20 protein-coding genes and 2 tRNA genes are annotated in these 19,852 nt (G+C 72.2%); 7 read left to right on the top strand and 15 right to left on the bottom strand.

What is annotated here, in order from left to right:
* Positions 1-20 precede the first annotated feature (20 nt).
* Entirely contained in the window at positions 21-299 is a 279-nt protein-coding gene (locus ABH937_RS13000) for a hypothetical protein (protein WP_280687944.1), read from the bottom strand.
* Between the two features lie 10 nt (positions 300-309).
* Here ABH937_RS13000 and ABH937_RS12995 point away from each other — a divergent pair, with 10 nt between their 5' ends.
* Entirely contained in the window at positions 310-828 is a 519-nt protein-coding gene (locus ABH937_RS12995; RefSeq protein ID WP_280687946.1) for a hypothetical protein, read from the top strand.
* Between the two features lie 33 nt (positions 829-861).
* Here ABH937_RS12995 and pth read toward each other — a convergent pair whose 3' ends face one another.
* From pth to ABH937_RS12970, 5 genes are all read right to left on the bottom strand, one after another.
* Positions 862-1,440 (bottom strand): aminoacyl-tRNA hydrolase, encoded by a 579-nt coding sequence (pth, locus tag ABH937_RS12990; RefSeq protein ID WP_280687948.1) that lies wholly within the window; start codon positions 1,438-1,440, stop codon positions 862-864.
* A gap of 105 nt (positions 1,441-1,545) precedes the next feature.
* The gene (locus ABH937_RS12985) at positions 1,546-2,133 is read right to left on the bottom strand and encodes a 50S ribosomal protein L25/general stress protein Ctc (protein WP_280687950.1); all 588 of its coding nucleotides are present in this window, start codon (positions 2,131-2,133) and stop codon (positions 1,546-1,548) included.
* Positions 2,134-2,420: 287 nt separating this feature from the next.
* Positions 2,421-3,398 carry a ribose-phosphate diphosphokinase gene (locus ABH937_RS12980; protein ID WP_280687952.1) on the bottom strand — a complete coding sequence of 326 codons (978 nt, stop codon included), beginning with the start codon at positions 3,396-3,398 and terminating at the stop codon, positions 2,421-2,423.
* A gap of 201 nt (positions 3,399-3,599) precedes the next feature.
* Positions 3,600-5,069 (bottom strand): bifunctional UDP-N-acetylglucosamine diphosphorylase/glucosamine-1-phosphate N-acetyltransferase GlmU, encoded by a 1,470-nt coding sequence (gene glmU, locus ABH937_RS12975; protein WP_280687953.1) that lies wholly within the window; start codon positions 5,067-5,069, stop codon positions 3,600-3,602.
* A gap of 176 nt (positions 5,070-5,245) precedes the next feature.
* A tRNA-Gln gene (locus ABH937_RS12970) sits at positions 5,246-5,318 on the bottom strand.
* A 173-nt stretch (positions 5,319-5,491) separates the two neighbouring features.
* Between ABH937_RS12970 and ABH937_RS12965 the strand changes: the two genes are divergently transcribed.
* From ABH937_RS12965 to ABH937_RS12955, 3 genes are all read left to right on the top strand, one after another.
* On the top strand, positions 5,492-6,451 hold the full coding sequence (locus ABH937_RS12965) for an acyl-CoA desaturase (protein ID WP_280687955.1): 960 nt from the start codon (positions 5,492-5,494) through the stop codon (positions 6,449-6,451).
* Positions 6,452-6,477: 26 nt separating this feature from the next.
* On the top strand, positions 6,478-7,170 hold the full coding sequence (locus ABH937_RS12960) for a TetR/AcrR family transcriptional regulator (protein WP_280687957.1): 693 nt from the start codon (positions 6,478-6,480) through the stop codon (positions 7,168-7,170).
* A 127-nt stretch (positions 7,171-7,297) separates the two neighbouring features.
* Positions 7,298-7,795, top strand: coding sequence for a MarR family transcriptional regulator (locus tag ABH937_RS12955; RefSeq protein WP_280687959.1), 498 nt, complete (start codon positions 7,298-7,300; stop codon positions 7,793-7,795).
* 50 nt (positions 7,796-7,845) lie between these two features.
* Here the strand turns inward: ABH937_RS12955 and ABH937_RS12950 are convergent, their stop codons facing one another.
* The 7 genes from ABH937_RS12950 to ABH937_RS12920 all read right to left on the bottom strand — a co-directional run bounded on the left by ABH937_RS12950 (position 7,846) and on the right by ABH937_RS12920 (position 15,119).
* Complete coding sequence (locus ABH937_RS12950; protein WP_280687961.1) at positions 7,846-8,742, bottom strand: response regulator transcription factor; 897 nt, start codon at positions 8,740-8,742, stop codon at positions 7,846-7,848.
* A 155-nt stretch (positions 8,743-8,897) separates the two neighbouring features.
* A complete protein-coding gene (gene galK / locus ABH937_RS12945) occupies positions 8,898-10,031 on the bottom strand; it encodes a galactokinase (protein WP_280687963.1) in 1,134 nt (377 codons plus the stop codon).
* Positions 10,032-10,061: 30 nt separating this feature from the next.
* Positions 10,062-11,030: a UDP-glucose 4-epimerase GalE gene (gene galE, locus ABH937_RS12940; protein WP_280687965.1), complete on the bottom strand. Its 969-nt coding sequence runs from the start codon at positions 11,028-11,030 to the stop codon at positions 10,062-10,064.
* Positions 11,027-12,196: a galactose-1-phosphate uridylyltransferase gene (galT, locus tag ABH937_RS12935; protein ID WP_370218258.1), complete on the bottom strand. Its 1,170-nt coding sequence runs from the start codon at positions 12,194-12,196 to the stop codon at positions 11,027-11,029. The genes galE and galT overlap by 4 nt, the downstream gene beginning before the upstream one ends.
* A 258-nt stretch (positions 12,197-12,454) precedes the next feature.
* Entirely contained in the window at positions 12,455-13,117 is a 663-nt protein-coding gene (locus tag ABH937_RS12930; RefSeq protein ID WP_370218256.1) for a LuxR C-terminal-related transcriptional regulator, read from the bottom strand.
* 206 nt (positions 13,118-13,323) lie between these two features.
* Positions 13,324-13,399, bottom strand: a tRNA-Thr gene (locus ABH937_RS12925).
* A gap of 238 nt (positions 13,400-13,637) precedes the next feature.
* Positions 13,638-15,119 (bottom strand): MFS transporter, encoded by a 1,482-nt coding sequence (locus ABH937_RS12920; protein ID WP_370218255.1) that lies wholly within the window; start codon positions 15,117-15,119, stop codon positions 13,638-13,640.
* 191 nt (positions 15,120-15,310) lie between these two features.
* On the opposite strand from ABH937_RS12920, the gene ABH937_RS12915 reads away from it, so the two are divergent.
* The 3 genes from ABH937_RS12915 (at position 15,311) to ABH937_RS12905 (ending at position 17,894) form a co-directional block, all read left to right on the top strand.
* Positions 15,311-15,679, top strand: a complete 369-nt coding sequence (locus ABH937_RS12915) for a PE domain-containing protein (RefSeq protein ID WP_370218254.1) — start codon at positions 15,311-15,313, stop codon at positions 15,677-15,679.
* Positions 15,679-17,334, top strand: a complete 1,656-nt coding sequence (locus ABH937_RS12910; protein ID WP_280687975.1) for an alpha/beta hydrolase — start codon at positions 15,679-15,681, stop codon at positions 17,332-17,334. Before ABH937_RS12915 ends, ABH937_RS12910 begins: the two co-directional genes overlap by 1 nt.
* Before the next feature lie 251 nt (positions 17,335-17,585).
* Complete coding sequence (locus tag ABH937_RS12905) at positions 17,586-17,894, top strand: hypothetical protein (protein WP_280687977.1); 309 nt, start codon at positions 17,586-17,588, stop codon at positions 17,892-17,894.
* A gap of 54 nt (positions 17,895-17,948) precedes the next feature.
* On the opposite strand, the gene ABH937_RS12900 is transcribed toward ABH937_RS12905, so the two are convergent.
* Both ABH937_RS12900 and ABH937_RS12895 read right to left on the bottom strand, forming a co-directional pair.
* A complete protein-coding gene (locus tag ABH937_RS12900; RefSeq protein ID WP_280687979.1) occupies positions 17,949-18,266 on the bottom strand; it encodes a hypothetical protein in 318 nt (105 codons plus the stop codon).
* Positions 18,267-18,392: 126 nt separating this feature from the next.
* Positions 18,393-19,850: a S8 family serine peptidase gene (locus ABH937_RS12895; RefSeq protein WP_370218253.1), complete on the bottom strand. Its 1,458-nt coding sequence runs from the start codon at positions 19,848-19,850 to the stop codon at positions 18,393-18,395.
* Positions 19,851-19,852: the final 2 nt, after the last annotated feature.

Here is a 19,852-nt window from a genome sequence, read left to right as displayed (position 1 = left end):
TCTCGCCGCTCGGCTGCCGCTCAGGAGTGCTTCTCGCCCCGGCGGCGCTTGAGCAGCCACAGGGCGCCACCGCCGGCCGCGACCGCCACGCCGCCGGCCACCGCCGGTATGCCGGCGTTGCTGCCGAGGGTGGAGATGAAGGCCCCGGAGAGCGCGTTCGGCACGGCGATCGGGGTCGGGACGGGCGAGGGGGCCGGCGGCTGGACGTCGACCAGTTGGGCGTCCAGCGCGGTGGGGTCGGTGGCAGGCCGGGCCGGGCGGACCCGGCCGCCGGCGTGCGAACCGCCGTAGGAGTACACCCTGGTGCGGGTGGCCGTCGGCGTGGGGGTCGGCGTCGGCGTGGGGCAGCCGCTGGGCAGCGGGGCGACGGTCGGCGACGGCGTGGCCGTCGGCGAGGCCGTGGCGCTCGGCGACGGGTCGGCGCTCGCGCTCGGCAGCGGCGGGCAGCTGGGACTGGGGCTGGACGTCGCGGTGGGCGAGGGGCTCGCGCTGGGCGTCGCCGTGCCGGTCTGCGGTGCCCCGGGGGCCGAGGCCGACGCGCCGGCGCCGGGGCCCGGTATCGGCCAGGGGAACGCGCTCACCGACGGGGCCGGCGAGCCGCTCGGCTCAGCGCCAAAGGCGAACCCGGCGCCACCCAGCAGCCCCGCAACCGCCACCATCCACGTACCGGCCACCCGTGCCGTACCCAAGCCCGCGCCCACCAGCGCCCCCATCTTCCCGAGTTCCGGTGAACCGTATCCGATCGGCTGCGGCCTTCCGGCCCCCGAACGGTGCCCGCGGGGAAGAGTTGTACGACTGTTGCCCTGCCTGTCATGCGTGCAGCGGTGATTGACGGACACTCAGGAATCGTCCAGCGGGCTCTCAGGTGTTGTAGGTGCCCTGGGCGCGCTCCAGACCTTCCGTCAGCAGTGCCTCGACCGCGTCCGCCGAGCGGTCCACGAACCAGTCCAGCTCCTTGCGTTCGGCGGACGAGAAGTCCTTGAGCACGAAGTCGGCGACCTCCATCCGGCCCGGCGGGCGGCCGATCCCGCAGCGCACCCGGTAGTAGTCCGGGCCGAGCGACTTGGTGATCGACTTGAGCCCGTTGTGGCCGTTGTCGCCGCCGCCGAGCTTGAGCCGCAGCGTCGCGTAGTCGATGTCCAGCTCGTCGTGGATCGCCACCACGGCCGAGGCGGGGGCCTTGTAGAAGTCGCGCAGCGCGGTGACCGGGCCGCCCGAGAGGTTCATGAAGGTCATCGGCTTGGCCAGCACCACCCGCTGCCCGACCAGCCGCCCCTCGGCCACCTGGGCCCGGCTCTTGTGCGCCTTGAACTTCGCGCCGATCCGCTGGGCCAGCAGGTCGACCACCATGAAGCCGATGTTGTGCCGGTTGCGGGCGTAGCCCTCGCCGGGGTTGCCCAGGCCCACCACCAGCCAGGGGCCGGTGTACTCGTCGCTCATCTCCCACTCCTCCTGTTACGACCACATCATCGCGCGAACGCAGCGCTGCCCCGACTCCCACACGGGAAGTCGGGGCAGCGCTGAAGATACGGACTACCGCAAGGCTCAGGCCTCGGCGGCGGCCTCCTCGGAGGCCTCCTCCTCGACCGGAGCGGCCTGGGCGGCGATGACCTGCACCACGACGGTGTCGGCCTCGACGGCCAGGGTGGTGCCCTTCGGCAGCGCGATGTCGCCGGCGGTGATGGAGGCGCCGGCCTCCAGGCCCTCGACCGAGACGGTGACCGACTCGGGCAGGTGGGTGGCCTCGGCCTCGATCGGCAGCGAGTTCAGCACGTGCTCGACCAGGTTGCCGCCGGGGGCCAGCTCGCCCTCGACGAGCACCGGGATCTCGACGTTGACCTTCTCGCCGCGCTTGACCAGCAGCAGGTCGACGTGCTCGATGGTGCGCTTGATGGCCTCGCGCTGGACGGCCTTCGGCAGCACGAACTCGTCCTTGCCCTCGATCGGGACGACGAGCAGGGCGTTCGGGGTCTTCAGGGCCATCATCAGCGCGTGGCTCGGCAGGTTCAGGTGAACCGGGGTGAGGCCGTGGCCGTAGACGACACCGGGGACGAAGCCGGCGCGACGGGCGCGACGGGCGGCACCCTTGCCGAACTCGTTGCGGGGCTCGGCGGCAAGGCGGATCTCGGACATGCTGCACTCCTGGAGTGAAACGGGTGCAGAAAGCGAAAAACCGCCGAGACCACACCCTCAAGAACATTGGGGCAGCTCGGCGGATATAGATCCAGCGCGTCGATCACGGAGCAAGCGCCCGAAGGCGCACGGCTTCCCTCGCCGAGCAGTCTCACGAGTCTAACCGCACCCCTCGTCAACCGTGAAATCGGCCCCGTCGCTCAGCAGCGACGGGGCCGATCGGGCCGTACCGTTCAGGCCGTGCCGTTCGGACTTGACACGGCGTCAGCGGGGCACCGCCCGACGGTTCAGTGCACGCCCTCGAAGAGCGAGGTGACCGAGCCCTGCTCGAAGACCTCGCGGATCGCGGCGGCGATCGACGGGGCGATCGAGAGGGTGGTGACCTTGTCCAGCTGGAGCTCGGCCGGGCAGGGCAGCGTGTTGGTGAAGACGAACTCGCTGACCCGCGAGTTCTTCAGCCGGTCGGCGGCCGGGCCGGAGAGCACGCCGTGGGTGGCCGCCACGATGACGTCGGCGGCGCCGGCGTCGAAGAGCGCGTCGGCGGCGGCGCAGATCGTGCCGGCGGTGTCGATCATGTCGTCGACCAGGACGCAGACCCGGCCCTTGACGTCACCGACCACCTCGGCGGAGAGGATGGTGTTGGCCTGGCTCATGTCGCGGCGCTTGTGGATGATCGCCAGCGGGGCGTCCAGCCGGTCGCACCACTGGTCGGCCACCTTCACCCGGCCGGCGTCCGGCGAGACGATGGTGAGCTTGTCGCTGGCGACCTTCTGACCCACGTAGTCGGCCAGCAGCGGCAGGGCGAACAGGTGGTCCACCGGGCCGTCGAAGAAGCCCTGGATCTGCGCGGTGTGCAGGTCGACCGCCATGATCCGGTCGGCGCCGGCCTGCGCCAGCAGGTCGGCGATCAGCCGGGCCGAGATCGGCTCGCGGCCCAGGTGCTTCTTGTCCTGGCGGGCGTAGCCGTAGAACGGCAGGATCGCGGTGATGCTCTTGGCCGAGGCCCGCTTCAGCGCGTCGATCATGATCAGCTGTTCCATGATCCACTGGTTGATGGGAGCCGTGTGGCTCTGCATCACAAAGCAGTCCGCCCCTCGGGCGGAGTCCAGGAAGCGGACGTAGATCTCGCCATTGGCGAATTCGAAGGCCTTGGTCGGGACGAGCTCGGTGCCCAGCGCCGCGGCCACCTCCTTCGCCAGCTCAGGGTGGGCACGGCCGGAGAAGAGCTTCAGTTTCTTCTCACCCGACGTCGTGATCCCGCTCACTGCACCGTCTCCTCGTGTTGCTGCCGCATGGTCGCCGCGCCGCACCCGGACGGCAGGAGCCGCCCGGGCCGGTGGTCGACGAGGGAATGGGTACGCCTCGGCACGGGCTACAGCCCCACGGCGCACGTATGTACACCAGGTTACGCGCCCGCTCGCGAAGGACCCGGCCCGGGACCTGTGCGGCTCGCCACTCCAGGCGGCTCAGGCCTCCGGGGCCTCGGCCGCCGCCTTGGCCAGCGCGGCCGCCGCCGCCTCGTCGGAAGCAGTGCCGGGGCGCTTGCGCGCCACCCAGCCCTCGATGTTGCGCTGCTGTGCGCGGTTCACGCCGAGCGCGCCCGGGGGCACGTCGTTGGTGATCACCGAGCCGGCACCGGTGTAGGCGCCGTCACCGATGGTGACCGGGGCGATGAGCATGTTGTCGGTGCCGACCCGGGCGTGCGCACCGATCACGGTGGGGTTCTTGTTCACCCCGTCCCAGTTGGCGGTCACGCAGGCCGCGCCCACGTTGGCGCCCTCGCCGATGGTGGCGTCGCCCATGTAGGAGAGGTGCGGCACCTTGGCGCCGGCCCCGATGCTCGACTTCTTGACCTCGACGAAGGTGCCGACCTTGCCCTTCTCGCCGAGCACCACGCCGCCGCGCAGGTAGGCGAACGGGCCGACGGTGGCGCGGGCACCGATCTCGGCCTGCTCGACCACCGCGTTGGTCAGCGTCGCGCCGGCGCCGACCACGGTGTCGGTCAGCGTGCAGTGCGGGCCCACCTGGCAGCCCGCGCCGAGGTGGGTGGCGCCGTGCAGCTGGGTGCCGGGCAGCACCACGGCGTCCGGCTCGTAGCTCACCTGCGCGTCGATCCAGGTGCTGGCCGGGTCGACCACGGTGACCCCGGCCCGCATCGCCGTCTCCAGCAGCCGGTCGTTGAGCAGCCGGCGGGCCTCGGCGAGCTGGACCCGGTCGTTGATGCCGACGATCTCGCGGTGGTCGGCGGCCACCAGCGCGCCCACCCGGTGCCCGGCCGAGCGCAGGATCTCCAGGGTGTCGGTCAGGTACTCCTCGCCCTGCGTGTTGTCCGTGCCGATCCGGGTCAGCGCCTCGGCCAGCAGCTTGCCGTCGAAGGCGTAGACACCGGAGTTGATCTCGGTGATCGCGAGCTGGACCGGGTCGGCGTCCTTGTGCTCGACGATGCCGGTGACCGCGCCGCCCGCCGGATCGCGCAGGATCCGCCCGTAGCCGCGCGGGTCGGGCACCTCGGCGGTCAGCACGGTGACGCCGTTGCCCTCGGCGGCGTGCCGCCCGGCCAGCTCACGCAGGGTGGCAGCGGACAGCAGCGGGGCGTCCCCGTAGGTGACGATCACCGTGCCGTCCAGCGTGATCCCGTCGACGGCCAGCGCCTCCAGGGCGACCCGGGCGGCGTGCCCGGTGCCGCGCTGCTCCTCCTGCACCACCGAGTGCACCTGCGGATGGGCGTCGGCCAGGTGGGCCGCGACCTGCTCCTTCATGTGCCCGATCACCACCACCAGGTGCTCCGGCGCCAGCTCCTCGGCGGCGGTCACCACGTGTCCCAGCAGGCTCCGGCCACAGATCGGGTGCAGCACCTTGGGCAGTGCCTTGGACTTCATCCGGGAGCCCTCACCGGCGGCGAGCACGATGACGGCGGCAAGGGGGTTGGCACTCACGCGGGAGGCTCCTTGAGGGGTGACCGGAGGACGGGCGGGGATCGTCGACGCGACTCCGCGCACCGCGCGGTCGGCCGGGCCCGAGAATGACCAGTCCTGAGAATAACCGCACAAGGTGATAACACTCGCACACCAGCACGCGTGGCCGGGGCGAACCGCCCCGGCCACGCGCAGTGCTCCGCCGGTTGGATTCGAACCAACACTGCAAGGCTTCAAAGGCCTGCGGGCTGCCGATTACCCCACGGCGGATGGCTGCTCAGACCATACCGGAGTCCTCCCCCGGCTGGGTATCGCCTTCGATCCCCAGGGTGACACCCGAGGCCCGCTCCGCCGCGCCCTGCTTCCCTTGGCGGGCCCGGCAACTTACGATGCCGTAAGTTACGCAACCGTAGGCACCGCTCCTTATCCCTAAGGGACAGCCCATGACGATCCAGGCCGACCAAGCGCCGGCGCCAGCCGCCCGGCCCGCCTCCGAGGTTTCCGCCACCCTGGGCGGCGAGAAGCAGGGACTGGCCGAACGGCTGGCCCTCGGGTTCTTCATCGCCGTGCCGTTCCTCGCCCTGCTGGCCGCCGCACCGGTGGCCTGGGGCTGGGGCCTGGGCTGGCGGGACCTGGCGATCGCGACGGTCATGTACTTCCTCACCTGCCACGGCGTCACCGTCGGCTACCACCGCTTCTTCACCCACCGCTCGTTCAAGACCGGCCGGGCCCTGAAGATCGCCATGGCGGTGGCCGGCAGCCTCGCCGTCGAGGGCCCGCTGGTGCGCTGGGTGGCCGACCACCGCAGGCACCACAAGTTCTCCGACAAGGAGGGCGACCCGCACTCGCCCTGGCGCTACGGCGAGAGCGTCCCGGCGCTGCTCAAGGGCCTCTGGTGGGCGCACATGGGGTGGCTCTTCGACTCCGAGCAGACCCCGCAGCACATCTACGCGCCCGACCTGGTGAAGGACCGCGACATCCGGGCCGTCTCCCGGCTCTTCTGGCTCTGGACCACCATCTCGATGCTGCTTCCGCCGCTGGCCGGCGGGCTGCTCAGCTGGTCCTGGCAGGGTGCGCTGACCGCCTTCTTCTGGGGTTCGCTGGTCCGGGTGGCGGTGCTGCACCACGTGACCTGGTCGATCAACTCGATCTGCCACGCGATCGGCGAGCGCCCGTTCAAGTCCCGCGACCGCTCGGGCAACGTCTGGTGGCTGGCGGTGCTCTCGTGCGGCGAGTCCTGGCACAACCTGCACCACGCCGACCCGACCTCGGCCCGGCACGGGGTGCTGCGCGGCCAGGTGGACTCCTCCGCCCGGCTGATCCGCTGGTTCGAGCAGGCCGGCTGGGCCCGTGACGTCCGCTGGCCCGACGCGGGGCGCATCGACGCCCGGCGCACCGCATGACCCGTCGGCTACAGCATGATGGAGGGGTGAACGGGAGCAACGGAGACAGCGCAGACGGCCATCGCCCGGCCTCCTCCTCGGCGGCCCCGGCCCGCGGGCGAGCGGGCCGGGTTCGGATGACGGGCAAGCAACGGCGCGAGCAGCTGCTGGACATCGGGCGCTCCGTCTTCGCCGAGCGCGGCTACGACGGCACCTCGGTGGAGGAGATCGCCGAACGGGCCGGCGTCTCGAAGCCGGTGGTCTACGAGCACTTCGGGGGCAAGGAGGGGCTCTACGCGGTGGTGGTGGACCGTGAGATGCAGCTGCTGCTCGACATGGTCACCGGGGCACTGACCGGGGGTCACTCGCGGGAGCTGCTGGAGCAGGCCGCCTTCGCGCTGATGGACTACATCGACACCTCCACCGACGGCTTCAAGATCCTGGTCCGGGACTCCCCGGTCGCCCAGGCCACCGGCACCTTCGCCTCGCTGATCAGCGACATCGCCACCCAGGTCGAGGACATCCTCGGCCTGGAGTTCAAGGCCCGCGGCTTCGACGCCCGGCTCGCGCCGATGTACTCGCAGATGCTGGTGGGCATGGTCGCGCTGACCGGGCAGTGGTGGCTGGAGGTGCGCAAGCCGCAGAAGGCCGAGGTCGCCGCGCACCTGGTGAACCTGGCCTGGCACGGCCTGGAGGGGATGGAGCGGCACCCGAAGCTGGTGGGCGACCGGCAGAACTGAGACCGGGCCCCCTAACTGGCGGACCCGCTAAGCCGACGGGTGGTTTCCCGGCGGATCAACGGGCGGTGAACGGTTTCTCGATGTCAAGAGGCTTCATATCGACAGAACCCCCGATACACTGATCCACATGGAGGACGAGGTCGACCGCCTGGTCGCAGCATGGCGCCGAGAGCGCCCCGACCTCGACGTGCAACCGCTCCAGGTGCTCAGCCGGGTCAGCAGGCTCGCCCGCCACCTGGACCGGGCCCGGCGCACGGCCTTCGCCGAGCACGGCCTGGAGCCCTGGGAGTTCGACGTGCTGACGGCGCTTCGGCGGGCCGGGCGCCCCTACCAGCTCTCCCCCGGGCAGTTGCTCACCCAGACCCTGGTGACCTCCGGCACCATGACCAACCGGATCGACCGCCTGGCCGGCAAGGACCTGGTGCAGCGACTGCCCGACCCGGACGACCGGCGCGGAGTGCTGGTCCGGCTGACCGAGACCGGCCAGGAGAAGGCCGATCAGGCACTGGCCGGGCTGCTCGCGCACGAGCGCGAACTGCTCGCCGAGCTGTCGGGCGGTCAGCAGTCCGAACTGGCCTCGCTGCTGCGGCAGCTGGTCGCGCCGTTCGACAACATCCCTGGCTGACCTTCGAGTTCAGCCGGTACGGGCCTCCGGAGTCACTGGGCGCGGCCGGCTCAGGAGGTCGGCGCGCCCGCCGGCTCGGCCGGCCCGACCCCGGCCCGGCGGGCCAGCGCGACGGCGGCCAGGGTGGAGTGCACCCCGAGCTTGCCCAGCACGTTCTGCATGTGGGTGCGCACGGTGTGCGGGGAGAGGTAGAGCCGCTCGGCCACCGCCTGCCGGCCCAGGCCCGCCACCATGCAGCGCAGTACCTGCTTCTCCCGGGGCGTCAGCGACTCGACCAGCCGCTCGCTCTCCGTGCGGTCGCGCCGAGCCGTGGTCAACTCCCGCACCACGCCGGTGAGCAGGGAGGGCGGCAGATGGGTCTCGCCGCGCAGCACCCCGCGCAGCACGGTCAGCAGCCGGGTCAGCGAGCTCTCCTTGGCCACCCAGCCGGCCGCGCCCGCGTAGAGCGCGCGCACCGCCCGGCGCGGATCCTCCTCGGCGGCCAGCACCACCGCGCGCAGGCCCGGATAGGTGTGGCAGGAGCGGCCCAGCAGGGTGATCCCGTCCACCGGGCGGCGCTGCGCCGCCGTGCTGGACGGGCGGGCCTCCACCGGGACGGCGGACGGGCCGACCAGCCGGGCCGGGACCAGCGCGCTGCCGGCCCGGCGCGGGGCCGGCACGACGCCGGTCGGGCGGCGCAACGCCGTCGGGCCCGCGCCCTCGGGCTCCGCCCCCGGCCGCGGGCGGCGCGGCGGGCCGAGCACTGCGGCGGTCGCGCCCAGGTCGGCGTCGACCAGCAGGATGTCGAAGGGCCGACCCTCGGCAGCGGCCCGTTCCAGGGCATGCTCGGCGGCGGCCGCGCTACCCGCGGCGCCGACCTCGATCTCCTGCTCGGCGGAGAGCGCGGTGGCGAGCGCCTCGGCGAAGATCCGGTGGTCGTCGACCACCAGGACGCGGATCCGCCCCATCTTGTTCCCCCTGCTTCGGCTCGGGCCCCCATCCGATACCGGACTCAGGGTACGGGGTGCAGGGCGCGCCGGTGGGGGTTCGGTGAAATTCCGTCAGATCCGGTCATCCTGTGCGAAGTCGACAGCAGGTTCGATCAGCAGGTCGGACCAGCGGATCAGACCAGTCGGCGGGCCCCCGCACTCGCGCTCGCCGGGAAGACCTGCGGAGCCGCGTACCCCGCCGCCAGGAACGCCGCCGTGACGGCCGCTCCGACCGCCTGCGCAGCCTGCTGCGGGGCCAGGGCGATCACCGAACCGCCGAAGCCGCCACCGGTCATCCGGGCGCCCAGCGCACCTGCCAGCAGCGCCGTGTCGACCGCCAGATCGGTCTCCAGGCAGGAGACCTGGAAGTCGTCCCGCAGCGAGGCATGGCCCTCGGTCAGAATCGGTCCGAGCCGGGCGAACTCGCCTCGGTCCAGCAGCGCGATCGCGCGCAGAACTCGTTCGTTCTCGGTCACCACATGGCGCACCAGCGGGCCCAGTTCGGCCGGCAGCGCGGCCAGCGCACCGGACAGCCGCTCGGCGGGCAGGTCGCGCAGCGCCGCCAGCCCGAGCAGCTCGGCCGCCCGCTCGCAGCCGGCCCGCAGCGCGGCGTAGCCGCCGTCCCCGATGTCGTGCTTGACCCGGGTGTCGATCACCAGCAGTTCCAGCCCCTGCTCGGTTGGGCGGAACGGGACCTGACGGTGCGCCAGGTCACGACTGTCCAGGAAGAGTGCGGACCCCTCGGTGCAGCAGCAGGAGGCCATCTGGTCCATCACCCCGCACGGCACCCCCGCGAACCGGTTCTCCGCGCTCTGCGCGAGCAGCGCCAACTCGGCCGAGGTGAGGCCGAGTCCGTACAGCTCGCGGTAGGCCACCGCGACGGCGCACTCCAGCGCGGCGGAGGAGGAGAGGCCCGCACCGGTCGGCACGTCGCTGTCGAAGTACAGGTCGGCGCCGCCGATCCGGTGCCCCGCCTCTCGCAACGCCCAGACCACGCCGGCCGGGTAGCTCACCCAGCTGGTCACCAGGCCGGGCGCCAGCTCGGCCACCGGCAGGTCGGTGACCACATCGTCGCCCTGGGCGCTGTAGAGCCGCAGCCGCCCGTCGGAGCGCGGCCGGGCGGCCACCTTCACAGCCTGCGGGAGAGCGATCGGCAGGGCGAACCCGTCGTTGTAGTCGGTGTGTTCACCGATCAGGTTGACCCGGCCGGGCGCCGCCCACACCCCGGTGGGGGCGGCGCCGAAGATCGACTCGAACTCGTCTCTCACGTTCTCTGCTCTCCCGCAGGGTCGCTACCGCTACTTGGCGTTGAACTTGGCGAGCGTGAAGGCCCAGGCGTCGGCCACGATGGCGTCCAGCTCGGGGCGCTCGGGCGTCCAACCGAGGGCTTGGTGGGCGCGCTCGGCGGAGGCGACCAGGACGGCCGGGTCGCCGGGGCGGCGCTCGGTGGTGACCACCGGGATCTCCCGGCCGGTGACCCGCTTGACCGACTCGATCACCTCGCGGACCGAGAAGCCGCTGCCGTTGCCCAGGTTGCAGATCAGGTGCTCGCCCGGCTTGGCGGCCGTCAGCGCCAGCAGGTGCGCCTCGGCCAGGTCGGCGACGTGGATGTAGTCGCGGATGCAGGTGCCGTCCGGGGTCGGGTAGTCCTCGCCGAAGACCGAGATGTGCGGGCGCTGGCCCAGCGCGGCCTGGAAGACCAGCGGGATCAGGTGCGACTCGGGGTCGTGCCGCTCGCCGTAGGCGCCGTAGGCACCGGCCACGTTGAAGTAGCGCAGGCTGACGGCGGCCAGGCCGTGGGCGATCGCCTCACTGGTGATCAGGTGGTCGACGGCGAGCTTGGTGGCGCCGTAGCAGTTGGTCGGCGAGGTGCGGGCGGTCTCGGCGATCGGGGTGACCTCCGGCTCGCCGTACACGGCGGCGGTGGAGGAGAAGACCAGCTTGCGGACGCCCGTCTTGCGCATCGCGCTGACCAGCTCCAGCGAGCCGGCCACGTTGTTGCGCCAGTACTTCTCCGGGTCCGCGACCGACTCGCCGACCTGCGAGGAGGCGGCGAAGTGCAGCACGGCCTCGAAGGCGCCGCCGTCCAGCACCTCGGCGGCGTCCTGGACCCGGCCCTGGACGAACTCGGCGCCGGCCGGCACACCCTCGCGGAAGCCGGTGGACAGGTCGTCCAGCACGGTCACCTGGTGTCCCGCCTCCAGCAGGTGTGCGGCGACCACGCTGCCGACGTAGCCGGCACCGCCGGTGACCAGGTACTTGCTCATGTTGCGACCTCCCGCAGGCGCTGCGCCGCCGCCTCGGGCGACACATCGTTGACGAACGCGTCCATGCCGGATTCGACACCGGCGAGGAACTTCAGCTTGCCTACCGTACGTCGGATCGTGAACAGCTCCAGATGCAGTGCCAGCTCGGCACCGCCCCTGCGGGGCGCCTGGTGCCAGGCGGCGATGTAGGGGGTGGGGGGCGGCAGCTGGTCCGGGGCCTCGGCGCCCGTGCCGAAGAGCCGGTCGAAGCGGCGCAGCAGCTCCAGGTAGAGGCGCGGGAACTCGGCCCGCTCGGCCTCGTTCAGCGCGGTCAGCGCGGGCACCCGGCGGTTCGGGTAGAGGTGCGCCTCGTACGGCCAGCGGGCGGCGAACGGGACGAAGGCCGTCCAGTGCTCGCCGGCCAGCACCACCCGGACGGGGTCGGCCAGCTCGGCCGCCAGCAGGTCCTCGAAGAGGTTGCGGCCGGTGCGGGCGCGGTGCTCGTTCGCCTGGGTGATCATCTTGACGGTGCGCGGGGTGGTGAAGGGGAAGGCGTAGATCTGGCCGTGCGGGTGAGCCAGCGTCACCCCGATCTCGGCGCCGCGGTTCTCGAAGCAGAAGACCTGGTCGACGTCGGGCAGCGAGCCCAGCTCGGCGGTGCGGTCGGTCCACGCGTCCAGCACCAGGCGGACCTTGGCCTCGTCGAGCCCCGCGAACGAGGCGCGGTGGTCGGCGGTGAAACAGACCACCTCGCAGCGACCGACACCGGGTCGGGCCAGGTGCAGGGTGGGCGACTCGGCGGACGGGTCGGCGGACGGCGCGGTGGACGGCGGCTGGCCGGCCGCCGCCCCTCCCGTCGCCTCGACGTAGGCGGCGGCGTCGGCGGCGAGCGAGGGGAAGCGGTTCTCGAAGACCACCACGTCGTAGTCGGCGGCGGGGATCTCGCTGAGGCGGTCGCCCTGGCTGGGGCAGAGCGGGCACTCGTCGGCCGGCGGGTGGTAGGTGCGGGCCTGGCGGTGCGCGGCCACGGTGACCCAGTCGCCGAGCACGGGGTCGCGGCGGATCTCGGCGAGGCTCGCGGTCGGCTCCAGCGGACGCCGGTCACGGACGTCGCGCAGCGCCGACTCGTCCCGGTCGTAGTAGATCAGCTCGCGGCCGTCCGCCAGCTTGGTCGTGGTCTTCCGCACAGTCTCCGCCCTCGCTGTGGCTATTCGCCGTTCAATGCTTCACACATAATCAAACATTACTCATCAGCAGTCAACAGATCGGGACGCAGATCGGCGTGCCAGGACACGGCGCGACCAAGAAAGATGAGAAGGGCCCGGCGGGCGGGCGCTGTTCGCGGGCCGGCCGGGGGCACACCGAACACCGCTTGGGCCGTGTCGAGCCCGCCCGGGTCCCCGTCGGGCACCCCTCCGGGGACGCGCCGGACGCTCAGGGCGGGGCTACTCGCCGCCCAACCGGGCCAGCAGTCCGGTGCGGTCCGCGACGGCCGCCGCCTCCAGCCGGGTGCGGGCGCCCAGCTTCATCAGCACCCGCTGCACATGCGTGCGCGCCGTGCTCGGGGCGATCCCCATGCCGGCCGCGATCTCCTGGGTGTCCTGGCCCTCGGCGATCCGGGCCAGCACCTGGACCTCCCGACGGGTCAGCGAGCCGAGCAGCCGCAGCGCCTCGTCGTCGGGCTCGTGCACCGGGTGCAGCAACCGCTCGAAGGCCGCCTGGAGCACCTCCACCGCGACCGCCGCCTCGCCGGCCCTGGCCCGGGTGATGGCGCGGTCCACCACGTCGATCCGCTCGTCGCTGCGGACGTAGCCGGCCGCGCCCGCCGCGAAGGCGTTGGCCACCCCCCGCAGGTCGTCCACCGGGCCGAGCACCACCACCGCCACCTCGGGCCGCTCCTGGCGCAGCCGGCGCACCGGCGCGAACGCCCCCGGGGCTCCCGGCCGGGCCACACCGAGCAGGCAGACCTCCGGGCGGCGCTGGGCGGCCAGCTCGGGCCCGGCCGCCGTCGGGCAGCCCACCGCCAGCACTCGGTGACCGCGCACCTGCAGCGCCGCCGCCAGCGCCTCGGCCAGCAATCGGTGATCGTCGACCACGACGAGCCGCACGCCCAAAGGGGCCCTCCCCCGTACCCTGCGCGGAGCCGAACCCGCGCGATGCGTACCGGCCGTACGCCACAGCACTGTTGACGCCCCATCACAGCGCATCGCGGACCTGTTCGCCAGATCTCGGCGGGTCGGATGATGACCGCTCAAGGCAGTGGCAGGAGGATAACGAAAAAGGCCCCCGCCGTGATGGCGAGGACCTTCTCTGATGGAGCCCCCATGCGGAATCGAACCGCAGACCTTCTCCTTACCATGGAGACGCTCTACCGACTGAGCTATAGGGGCGAACCGGTCGAACGAGGAAGACATTACATGGTCATCGGCGGGATTGGGAAATCGGTGCCTGCCCGGATTCACGCGCCCTGCGGCGCGGGGCGCGCCGAGCCGGCCGGCCGGACATGGGCGGCGGACCCGGGCTGCTGACCTGGGCGGCGGACCTGTGCTGCGGAGGGCTGCCGCGCCTCCGGCCACCCCGGTCGACTGGCCTACTGGCGCGCCCGGGCCCACCTCGCAGGACCTCCGCTCACATGGCCGGGCCCCCGCTCAGCGGGCTGGCGGCCCGGCGGCCACGGCGGCCGGCGGGGAGCTGATCACCCGTCAGGTCGAGTCCGCCGGTCTCCGGCAGGAGCAGCAGGCAGAGCACCGAGGCCACCCCGAGCCCGGCCAGATACCAGCCGACCGGCGTCGCCGTCCCGTACGTGGCCGTGAGCCTGGTCGCCAGCAGCGGTGCCGTCCCCCCGCCCACCACGCCACCGAGGTTGTAGGTGAGCGCGGCGCCGGTGTAGCGCACCCGGGTCGGAAAGAGCTCCGGCAGGTAGGCCCCCACCGGCCCGAGCAGCAACCCGATCAGCAGGGCGGAGGCGACCAGCGCGAACAGCACCAGGACCGGCCGCAGGCTCTGCAGCAGCGGGAAGAAGAGCAGCGACCAGGCGACCGCCACCGTGGTGGCCGCCAGGACCGTTCGTCGCCGCCCCCAGCGGTCGGACCCGCCCGAGCTGAACCAGACCGCCAGCGCGCCGGCCGGGGCGGCGAGCAGTTGCAGGGTGAGCATCATCGTCCGGTCCAGTCCCAGTTGACCGGTCGCGTAGGCCAGGGCGTAGGTGTTGGTCAGATAGAAGAGCGCGTACCCGAAGGAGAGCGCGCCACCACCCAGCAGGACGGTCCGCCAGTGCTCGCGCAGCACCGCCAGCACGGGCACCGCGTGCGGGGCCGCCGACCCACCGTCGGCCCCCTCGCCTCCGGTGGCATCCGTGGCACCCGTGGAGTCTGCGGCGTCCGCGACGTCCGCGGCACGGGCCGTCGCCACGGCCGCGACCTCGGCGAAGACCGGGGTCTCCGCGATCCGCAGCCGGACGAAGAGCCCGACGCCGACCAGCAGCAGCGAGCCGAGGAACGGCAACCGCCACCCCCACCCCGCGAACTGGCTCTCGCTGAGCCGGGCCGAGAGCACCAGGAAGACCGCGGTCGCCAGCACCGAGCCGGCACAGGGGCCGAGTTGCAGGTATCCGGCGTACCGGCCACGGCGGCGCACCGGCGCGTACTCCGCGAGCAGCAGCGCCGCGCCGCCCCACTCGCCCCCCAGCCCGAACCCCTGGCAGAACCTCAACAGCACCAGGATCACCGGGGCCCAGACGCCCAACCGCCCGTACCCGGGCAGCACCCCGACCGCCGCCGTCGACAGCCCCATCATCAGCAGCGACGCCACCAGCACGGCCTTGCGGCCCACCCGATCCCCGAAGTGACCGAACACCACCGCCCCGACCGGCCTGGCCACGAACGCCACCGCATAGACCGAGAAGGCCGCGAGCAGCGCGTTGACCGGAGTGAGCACCGGGAAGAACTCACGCCCGAAGACCAGGGCCGCCGCCATCCCGTACAAGAAGAAGTCATAGAACTCGACCGCCGTCCCGACGAAGGCGGCAACCGCCACCCGCCCCAGGCCCTCGCCACTGCCGAGGTCCGGGGCGCCCTGATCCGACGCACCTGACGCCATGTCAATCGCCATACGTCGACGATGCCGGGCGGACCGGGCACCGCGCAGCCGCCAGTCGAGTGACGGGGGCGCACGCCGTTCGTATACGCCCCGGGGTGGTGCGCGGCGATGATTTGTACACCACCCGCCACCGAACGCTATGCTCCGACCACTCACCGTGCCCGCCGGAAACCGGCGGGAATCGCTCCCGATTCGGAGGCCTCATGGGTGGATTCCAGGTCCGGCCCGAGGAGTTGACCGGCGCCGGCCAGTGCGCGCAGGCGATCGCCACGCGCATCCCCGGCCAGAGCGAGCAGCTCACCCCCGCCGGCGCCGCGGCCGCCACCCGGCTCGTGGGCTGGCGCACGGCCGCCGCGCTGCGGGCCTGCGGCGACTCCTGGCGGGCCCTGCTGACTTCCCTGGCGGGCGAGTTGGACGCCCAGGGGAAGCGCCTGGCCACCACCGCACAGCAGTACCGCGACGGCGAGGTCACCGCCGTGGACGCGCTCGGCGCACCGCCGACGCCCCTGCCCGGCCTGCCCGGCCCGCGGCACGCCGCCGACCCCTTCGCCACCCACCCGGCCGGCCGCTGATGGAGCTCGCCGCCCTGCGGGAGGCCGACCCGCTGCTGCTGCCGGACTGTGCCGAGGCCTACGAGCAGTTGGCCGCCGCGTTCCAACAGCACGTCGACGAATGGCAGTCCGGCGTCCACGACCGCACCACCCGCTCCGGCTGGCTCGGCACCGCCGCCGATGCCTGCCGCGCCTCGCTCCAGCAGACCGACGACCGCCTGATCGCCGCCCGCACCGAACTGCGGCGGATCGGCGCCTGCCTGCGGGCCGGCGCCGACGCCCTGCAACTCACCCAGGCCGAGCTGACCTCCGCGCTGGCCGACGCCCGGGCCGCCGGAGTGACCGTCGACGCCGACGGATCGGCCCCACTGGACCCCGCCGAGGCGACCGCCGAACGCCACGACCCCGACGCCCGGGCCCGGCACGGCGAACTGAGCCAGCGCGTCCGTACCGTCCTCGACCGGGCCGACGCGCTCGACCAGGCCCTGGCCGACCAGCTCACCGGCTTCACCCGCGCCGCCACCGACGGCTCCGGCCTCACCGACCGCAGCTTCGCCCCCGACCCGTACACCCCTGCCCCACTCTCCCCCCAGATCACCGCCCCCGACTTCCTACGCAACGCCGTCCCACCCCCGTCCGCCTCCCCCGCCACCGTCGCCGCGTGGTGGCGCTCCCTCCCTGCGGACCAGCAGCAGCGCCTCATCACCACCCGCCCCGACCTGATCGGCAACCGAGACGGCCTCCCCGCCACCGCCCGCGACCAGGCCAACCGCCTGCTGCTCCAGCGCTACCTCACCGACTTCGCCGCCCGCAGCTGGCGATCCGTCACCGACCAACTCAAGCTCGACGGCTTCCGCGCCATCCAGGACCGCCTCGACCGCAGCCCGGCCACCCCACCCGTGCTGCTCTACGGCATCTCCGGCGAGGGCCAGGGCCGCGGCATCCTCTCCTTCGGCAACCCGGACACGGCGAGCAACGTGAGCGCGTACGTCCCAGGGCTGGGGACGGAGCTGCGGTCCGTGGGCGGGAAGGACGGGGACCGGGCGTTCAACGTGTGGTCTGCCGCCCACACCGCGGATCCGACGCGGACCACGGCCTCCATGGTCTGGCTCGGCTACGACCCGCCTCCGGGGGTCGACAAGTTCGACCCGCAGACCCTCGCGGTCATGGGCAAGTCTCGTGCCAGTGCCGGCGCCGAGACCTACGACCGGTTCATGGCCGGCCTGCGGGCCAGTCACGAAGGCCCGCCGGCCCACTTGACCGCGCTGGGCCACAGTTACGGCTCACTGACCGTCGGTCTGGCCGGCCAACGCTCCGGCGGCACGGGCGCGGACGAGATGATCCTGATCGGCAGTCCGGGGACCGGTGCCCAGCAGGCGGCGCAGCTGGGCGTTGGCGCCGGTCACGTCTGGGTCGGCGCGGCCGACAACGATCCGGTGACCTACCTGCCCGATCCGCTGAAGGAGGCAGTCGGCGACCACGAGCAGCGGTGGTTCGGCAGGGATCCGGCGAGCGCGGAGTTCGGGGCTCACCGATTCGAGGTGGCTGACGGACCATCAGGGAGCTTCCGGGCCCACTCGAACTACCTGGACCCCAGCGGCGGGAACTCGTTGTACAACATCGGGCAGATCATCTCCGGCCATCCGGACCGAACGCAGCCTCAGGTTCCGCGATGAGGTCCCGCCTGCCTGCCGCTCTGCTCCTCTCGGTACTGGCCGTGCTGCCCGTCACGGCCTGCCGACAGACCTCCCCCAAGGTGACCACCGCCATGATGAGCCCCGACGAAGCCCGAAACAGGCTGCACGCACTTCTTGATGACACCTTTGCCGCCGTCGCTCCCCCTCTCCGGTTCAGAGAGGGCTGGCCCACCACCACTGAGAACGACGCGCCAAGCGGAACGGCCAACGTAGCCCTCGATCGCTACGTCATGACCAAGGTCTCGTCCGCGAAGTACGGCGCCCTGCTCGGTCTGGTGGAACGCCACTGGAAGGAGCGCGGCTACACGATCGAGAGCGTGAACGCGGACGCGCGCATGCCTGCCATCTACGCCAGGGCGTCCGACGGAGCCGCGCTCAACCTTCGGGTCGGCTACCCCGGCAACATCACCATCACCGCCGCCGTCACCCCCATCCCCCTCACCCCCGTCCCCTTCGGCCCCGAGCCCCCACAGCCCACCCTCGCCAACGGCAACCCGGACATCCTGCCGACCACTGACGACCCGTTCTGGTCCAACTGAGCAATTCGCGCACGCGCGCCGGAGTTGCCTGTGCGTCGTCGGCGGGTGCTTTGGTCACGCGCAGATCCAGGACCCGAATCCGCCCCGCATTGACACCCACGTCACCGGGCCACCACCGCCACATCCCAGCAGCCGCGAGCCGTACACCGTCAGGTAGTCCACCTCGCCATCCAGGCCGCGCGCGGACGCGAACCGCGCCAGCGCGGGCTCGTCGGTGAACGCGTACAACCAGCGCACCCCGGCCGCATCCGCAGCCAGCAGCTCACCGCTCCCGGTCGGCGCCAGCAACAACGCCTCGCGCAACTCCGCCACCAGCGACGGACCGTCAACCTGCCCCACGTGCAGCGCCGCCAGACGCTCGGTCGACCCCACCGGTGACGGCCTAACCCGAAGTCGGGTGCAGCACTGAAAGCCACCAAGTAGCGGATGCCCGCCCCGTATCGGGGCGGGCATCCGCTACTTGGTGGCGAGATCCACGCAGGCCGGTTTGTCGGCGACTCAGCCCTGCGGCGGGTTGGACGGGCCGGACGGCGGCGCCTGCTGGTACGGGTTGCCCGGCGCCGGCTGCGGCGGGTAGACCGGCTGGCCGGAGCCGGAGCCGGGGCCGAAGGCCGGCGGCTGGGGGGTGCCGTAGCCCGGGGGCTGCTGGTACGTCGGGTAGCCGTCCGGGGCGGCGGGGGGCGGCGGCGGGGTGGAGCGCTTGCGGCGGACCAGGAAGACCACCACGCCGGCCACGACGAGGACGACGACCACGCCACCGATGATGAGCGGCAGGCTGCTGCTGGAGGACTTGGCGACGGCGGTCGTGGTGCTCGCCGGGGCCGACTTGCTGCCGGCGGCCGGGGCGCTCGGGTTGGCGGCGGCACCCGAGGAGGCGGCGCCAGGGGCCGAGGCCGGGGCGGACGGCTTGACGTCGATGCCGGCGGCGATCAGCGGGTTCACGTCGGCCGGGCCGGGGTCGCCGGTGTAGTGAATGGAGTTGCGGGGGCTGATGTTGCCGAAGCCGATGTACGGGGAGTGGTTGCTCCCGTCGGTGGGCTTATTGGCCGTGTTGATCATGACGCGGAGGATCTGGTTACCGGTCCAACTGGGGTGGACCTGCCAGAGGATGGCCGCAGCGGCAGCGGTGAGCGCGGTGGCGTCGGAGGTGCCATGGCCCTTGCAGTAACCGGTGGGGTCCGTGCAGGCACCGTAGATGTCGATACCCGGGGCGGCAAGCGCGATCTGCGGCCCGAACTCCGACTCGGCCGTGTTCGTCCCGGTCTGGTCGAACGCAGCGATGGCTGCGACGCCTGCGGCTGCCGATGGGTACATCAGGGGATTTCCAGCTTGGGCACTGTTGCCTGCCCCCGCGACGATCAGGACCCCCTTCCCGATGGCGTAGTCAACTGCCTTCTGGAGCGCGGCAATATCGGACGGCGTCAGCGAGTCAGCCGCAATGGCCTGCGAGATGTTGATTACCTTGGCGCCTTGATCGACCGCATAGTCGATCCCATCGTCCATCTGCTTGAGCGAAGCGGACGGGCCGATAGCTGTACTCGGGATGTCGTTCGTGTTGATCTTGATTGGCAGCACCTTGGCCCCGGGAGCCAGGCCGGTTGCTCCCATACCGTTGAAGCTCTTGCCAGAAGCCGCGATCATGCTGGCCAGGGCCGTCCCGTGACCGACCGGGTCCACGTTGACCCCACCCGGTAGGCCGCTGAGGTCCTTTCCAGGGAGAACCTGGCCGACAAGGTCCGGGAGGTCGGCCTTGACCCCGCTGTCGATCAGCGCGACGGTAACGCCGGCGCCGGTACTGGTCTTCCAGACCTCGGGCATGTGCAACGCGTCCAGGTGCCACTCATCACCTCGCGGCGTGTCAGCTCCCTGGGCCGCCGAAGCGAACCCACCCGCCAAACACGTCGTCAGTGCCAGCAGCGCGGCGACCCGCCGCACCCCCGTGCCAGATCGCCGCATCA

The organism is Kitasatospora sp. GAS1066B (genome assembly GCF_041262605.1).
GTDB lineage: Bacteria > Actinomycetota > Actinomycetes > Streptomycetales > Streptomycetaceae > Kitasatospora.
This window is presented reverse-complemented; position numbering and strand designations above follow the sequence as displayed.

Coding starts and splice junctions, on each gene's coding strand:
- ABH937_RS12965 (WP_280687955.1), top strand. CDS start 5,492: ATGACGATCCAGGCCGACCAAGCGCCGGCGCCAGCCGCCCGGCCCGCC.
- ABH937_RS12985 (WP_280687950.1), bottom strand. CDS start 2,133: ATGTCCGAGATCCGCCTTGCCGCCGAGCCCCGCAACGAGTTCGGCAAG.
- ABH937_RS12920 (WP_370218255.1), bottom strand. CDS start 15,119: ATGGCGATTGACATGGCGTCAGGTGCGTCGGATCAGGGCGCCCCGGAC.
- ABH937_RS12905 (WP_280687977.1), top strand. CDS start 17,586: ATGACCAAGGTCTCGTCCGCGAAGTACGGCGCCCTGCTCGGTCTGGTG.
- ABH937_RS12910 (WP_280687975.1), top strand. CDS start 15,679: ATGGAGCTCGCCGCCCTGCGGGAGGCCGACCCGCTGCTGCTGCCGGAC.
- pth (WP_280687948.1), bottom strand. CDS start 1,440: ATGAGCGACGAGTACACCGGCCCCTGGCTGGTGGTGGGCCTGGGCAAC.
- ABH937_RS12895 (WP_370218253.1), bottom strand. CDS start 19,850: ATGCGGCGATCTGGCACGGGGGTGCGGCGGGTCGCCGCGCTGCTGGCA.
- ABH937_RS12915 (WP_370218254.1), top strand. CDS start 15,311: ATGGGTGGATTCCAGGTCCGGCCCGAGGAGTTGACCGGCGCCGGCCAG.
- ABH937_RS12950 (WP_280687961.1), bottom strand. CDS start 8,742: ATGGGGCGGATCCGCGTCCTGGTGGTCGACGACCACCGGATCTTCGCC.
- ABH937_RS12955 (WP_280687959.1), top strand. CDS start 7,298: ATGGAGGACGAGGTCGACCGCCTGGTCGCAGCATGGCGCCGAGAGCGC.
- galE (WP_280687965.1), bottom strand. CDS start 11,030: ATGAGCAAGTACCTGGTCACCGGCGGTGCCGGCTACGTCGGCAGCGTG.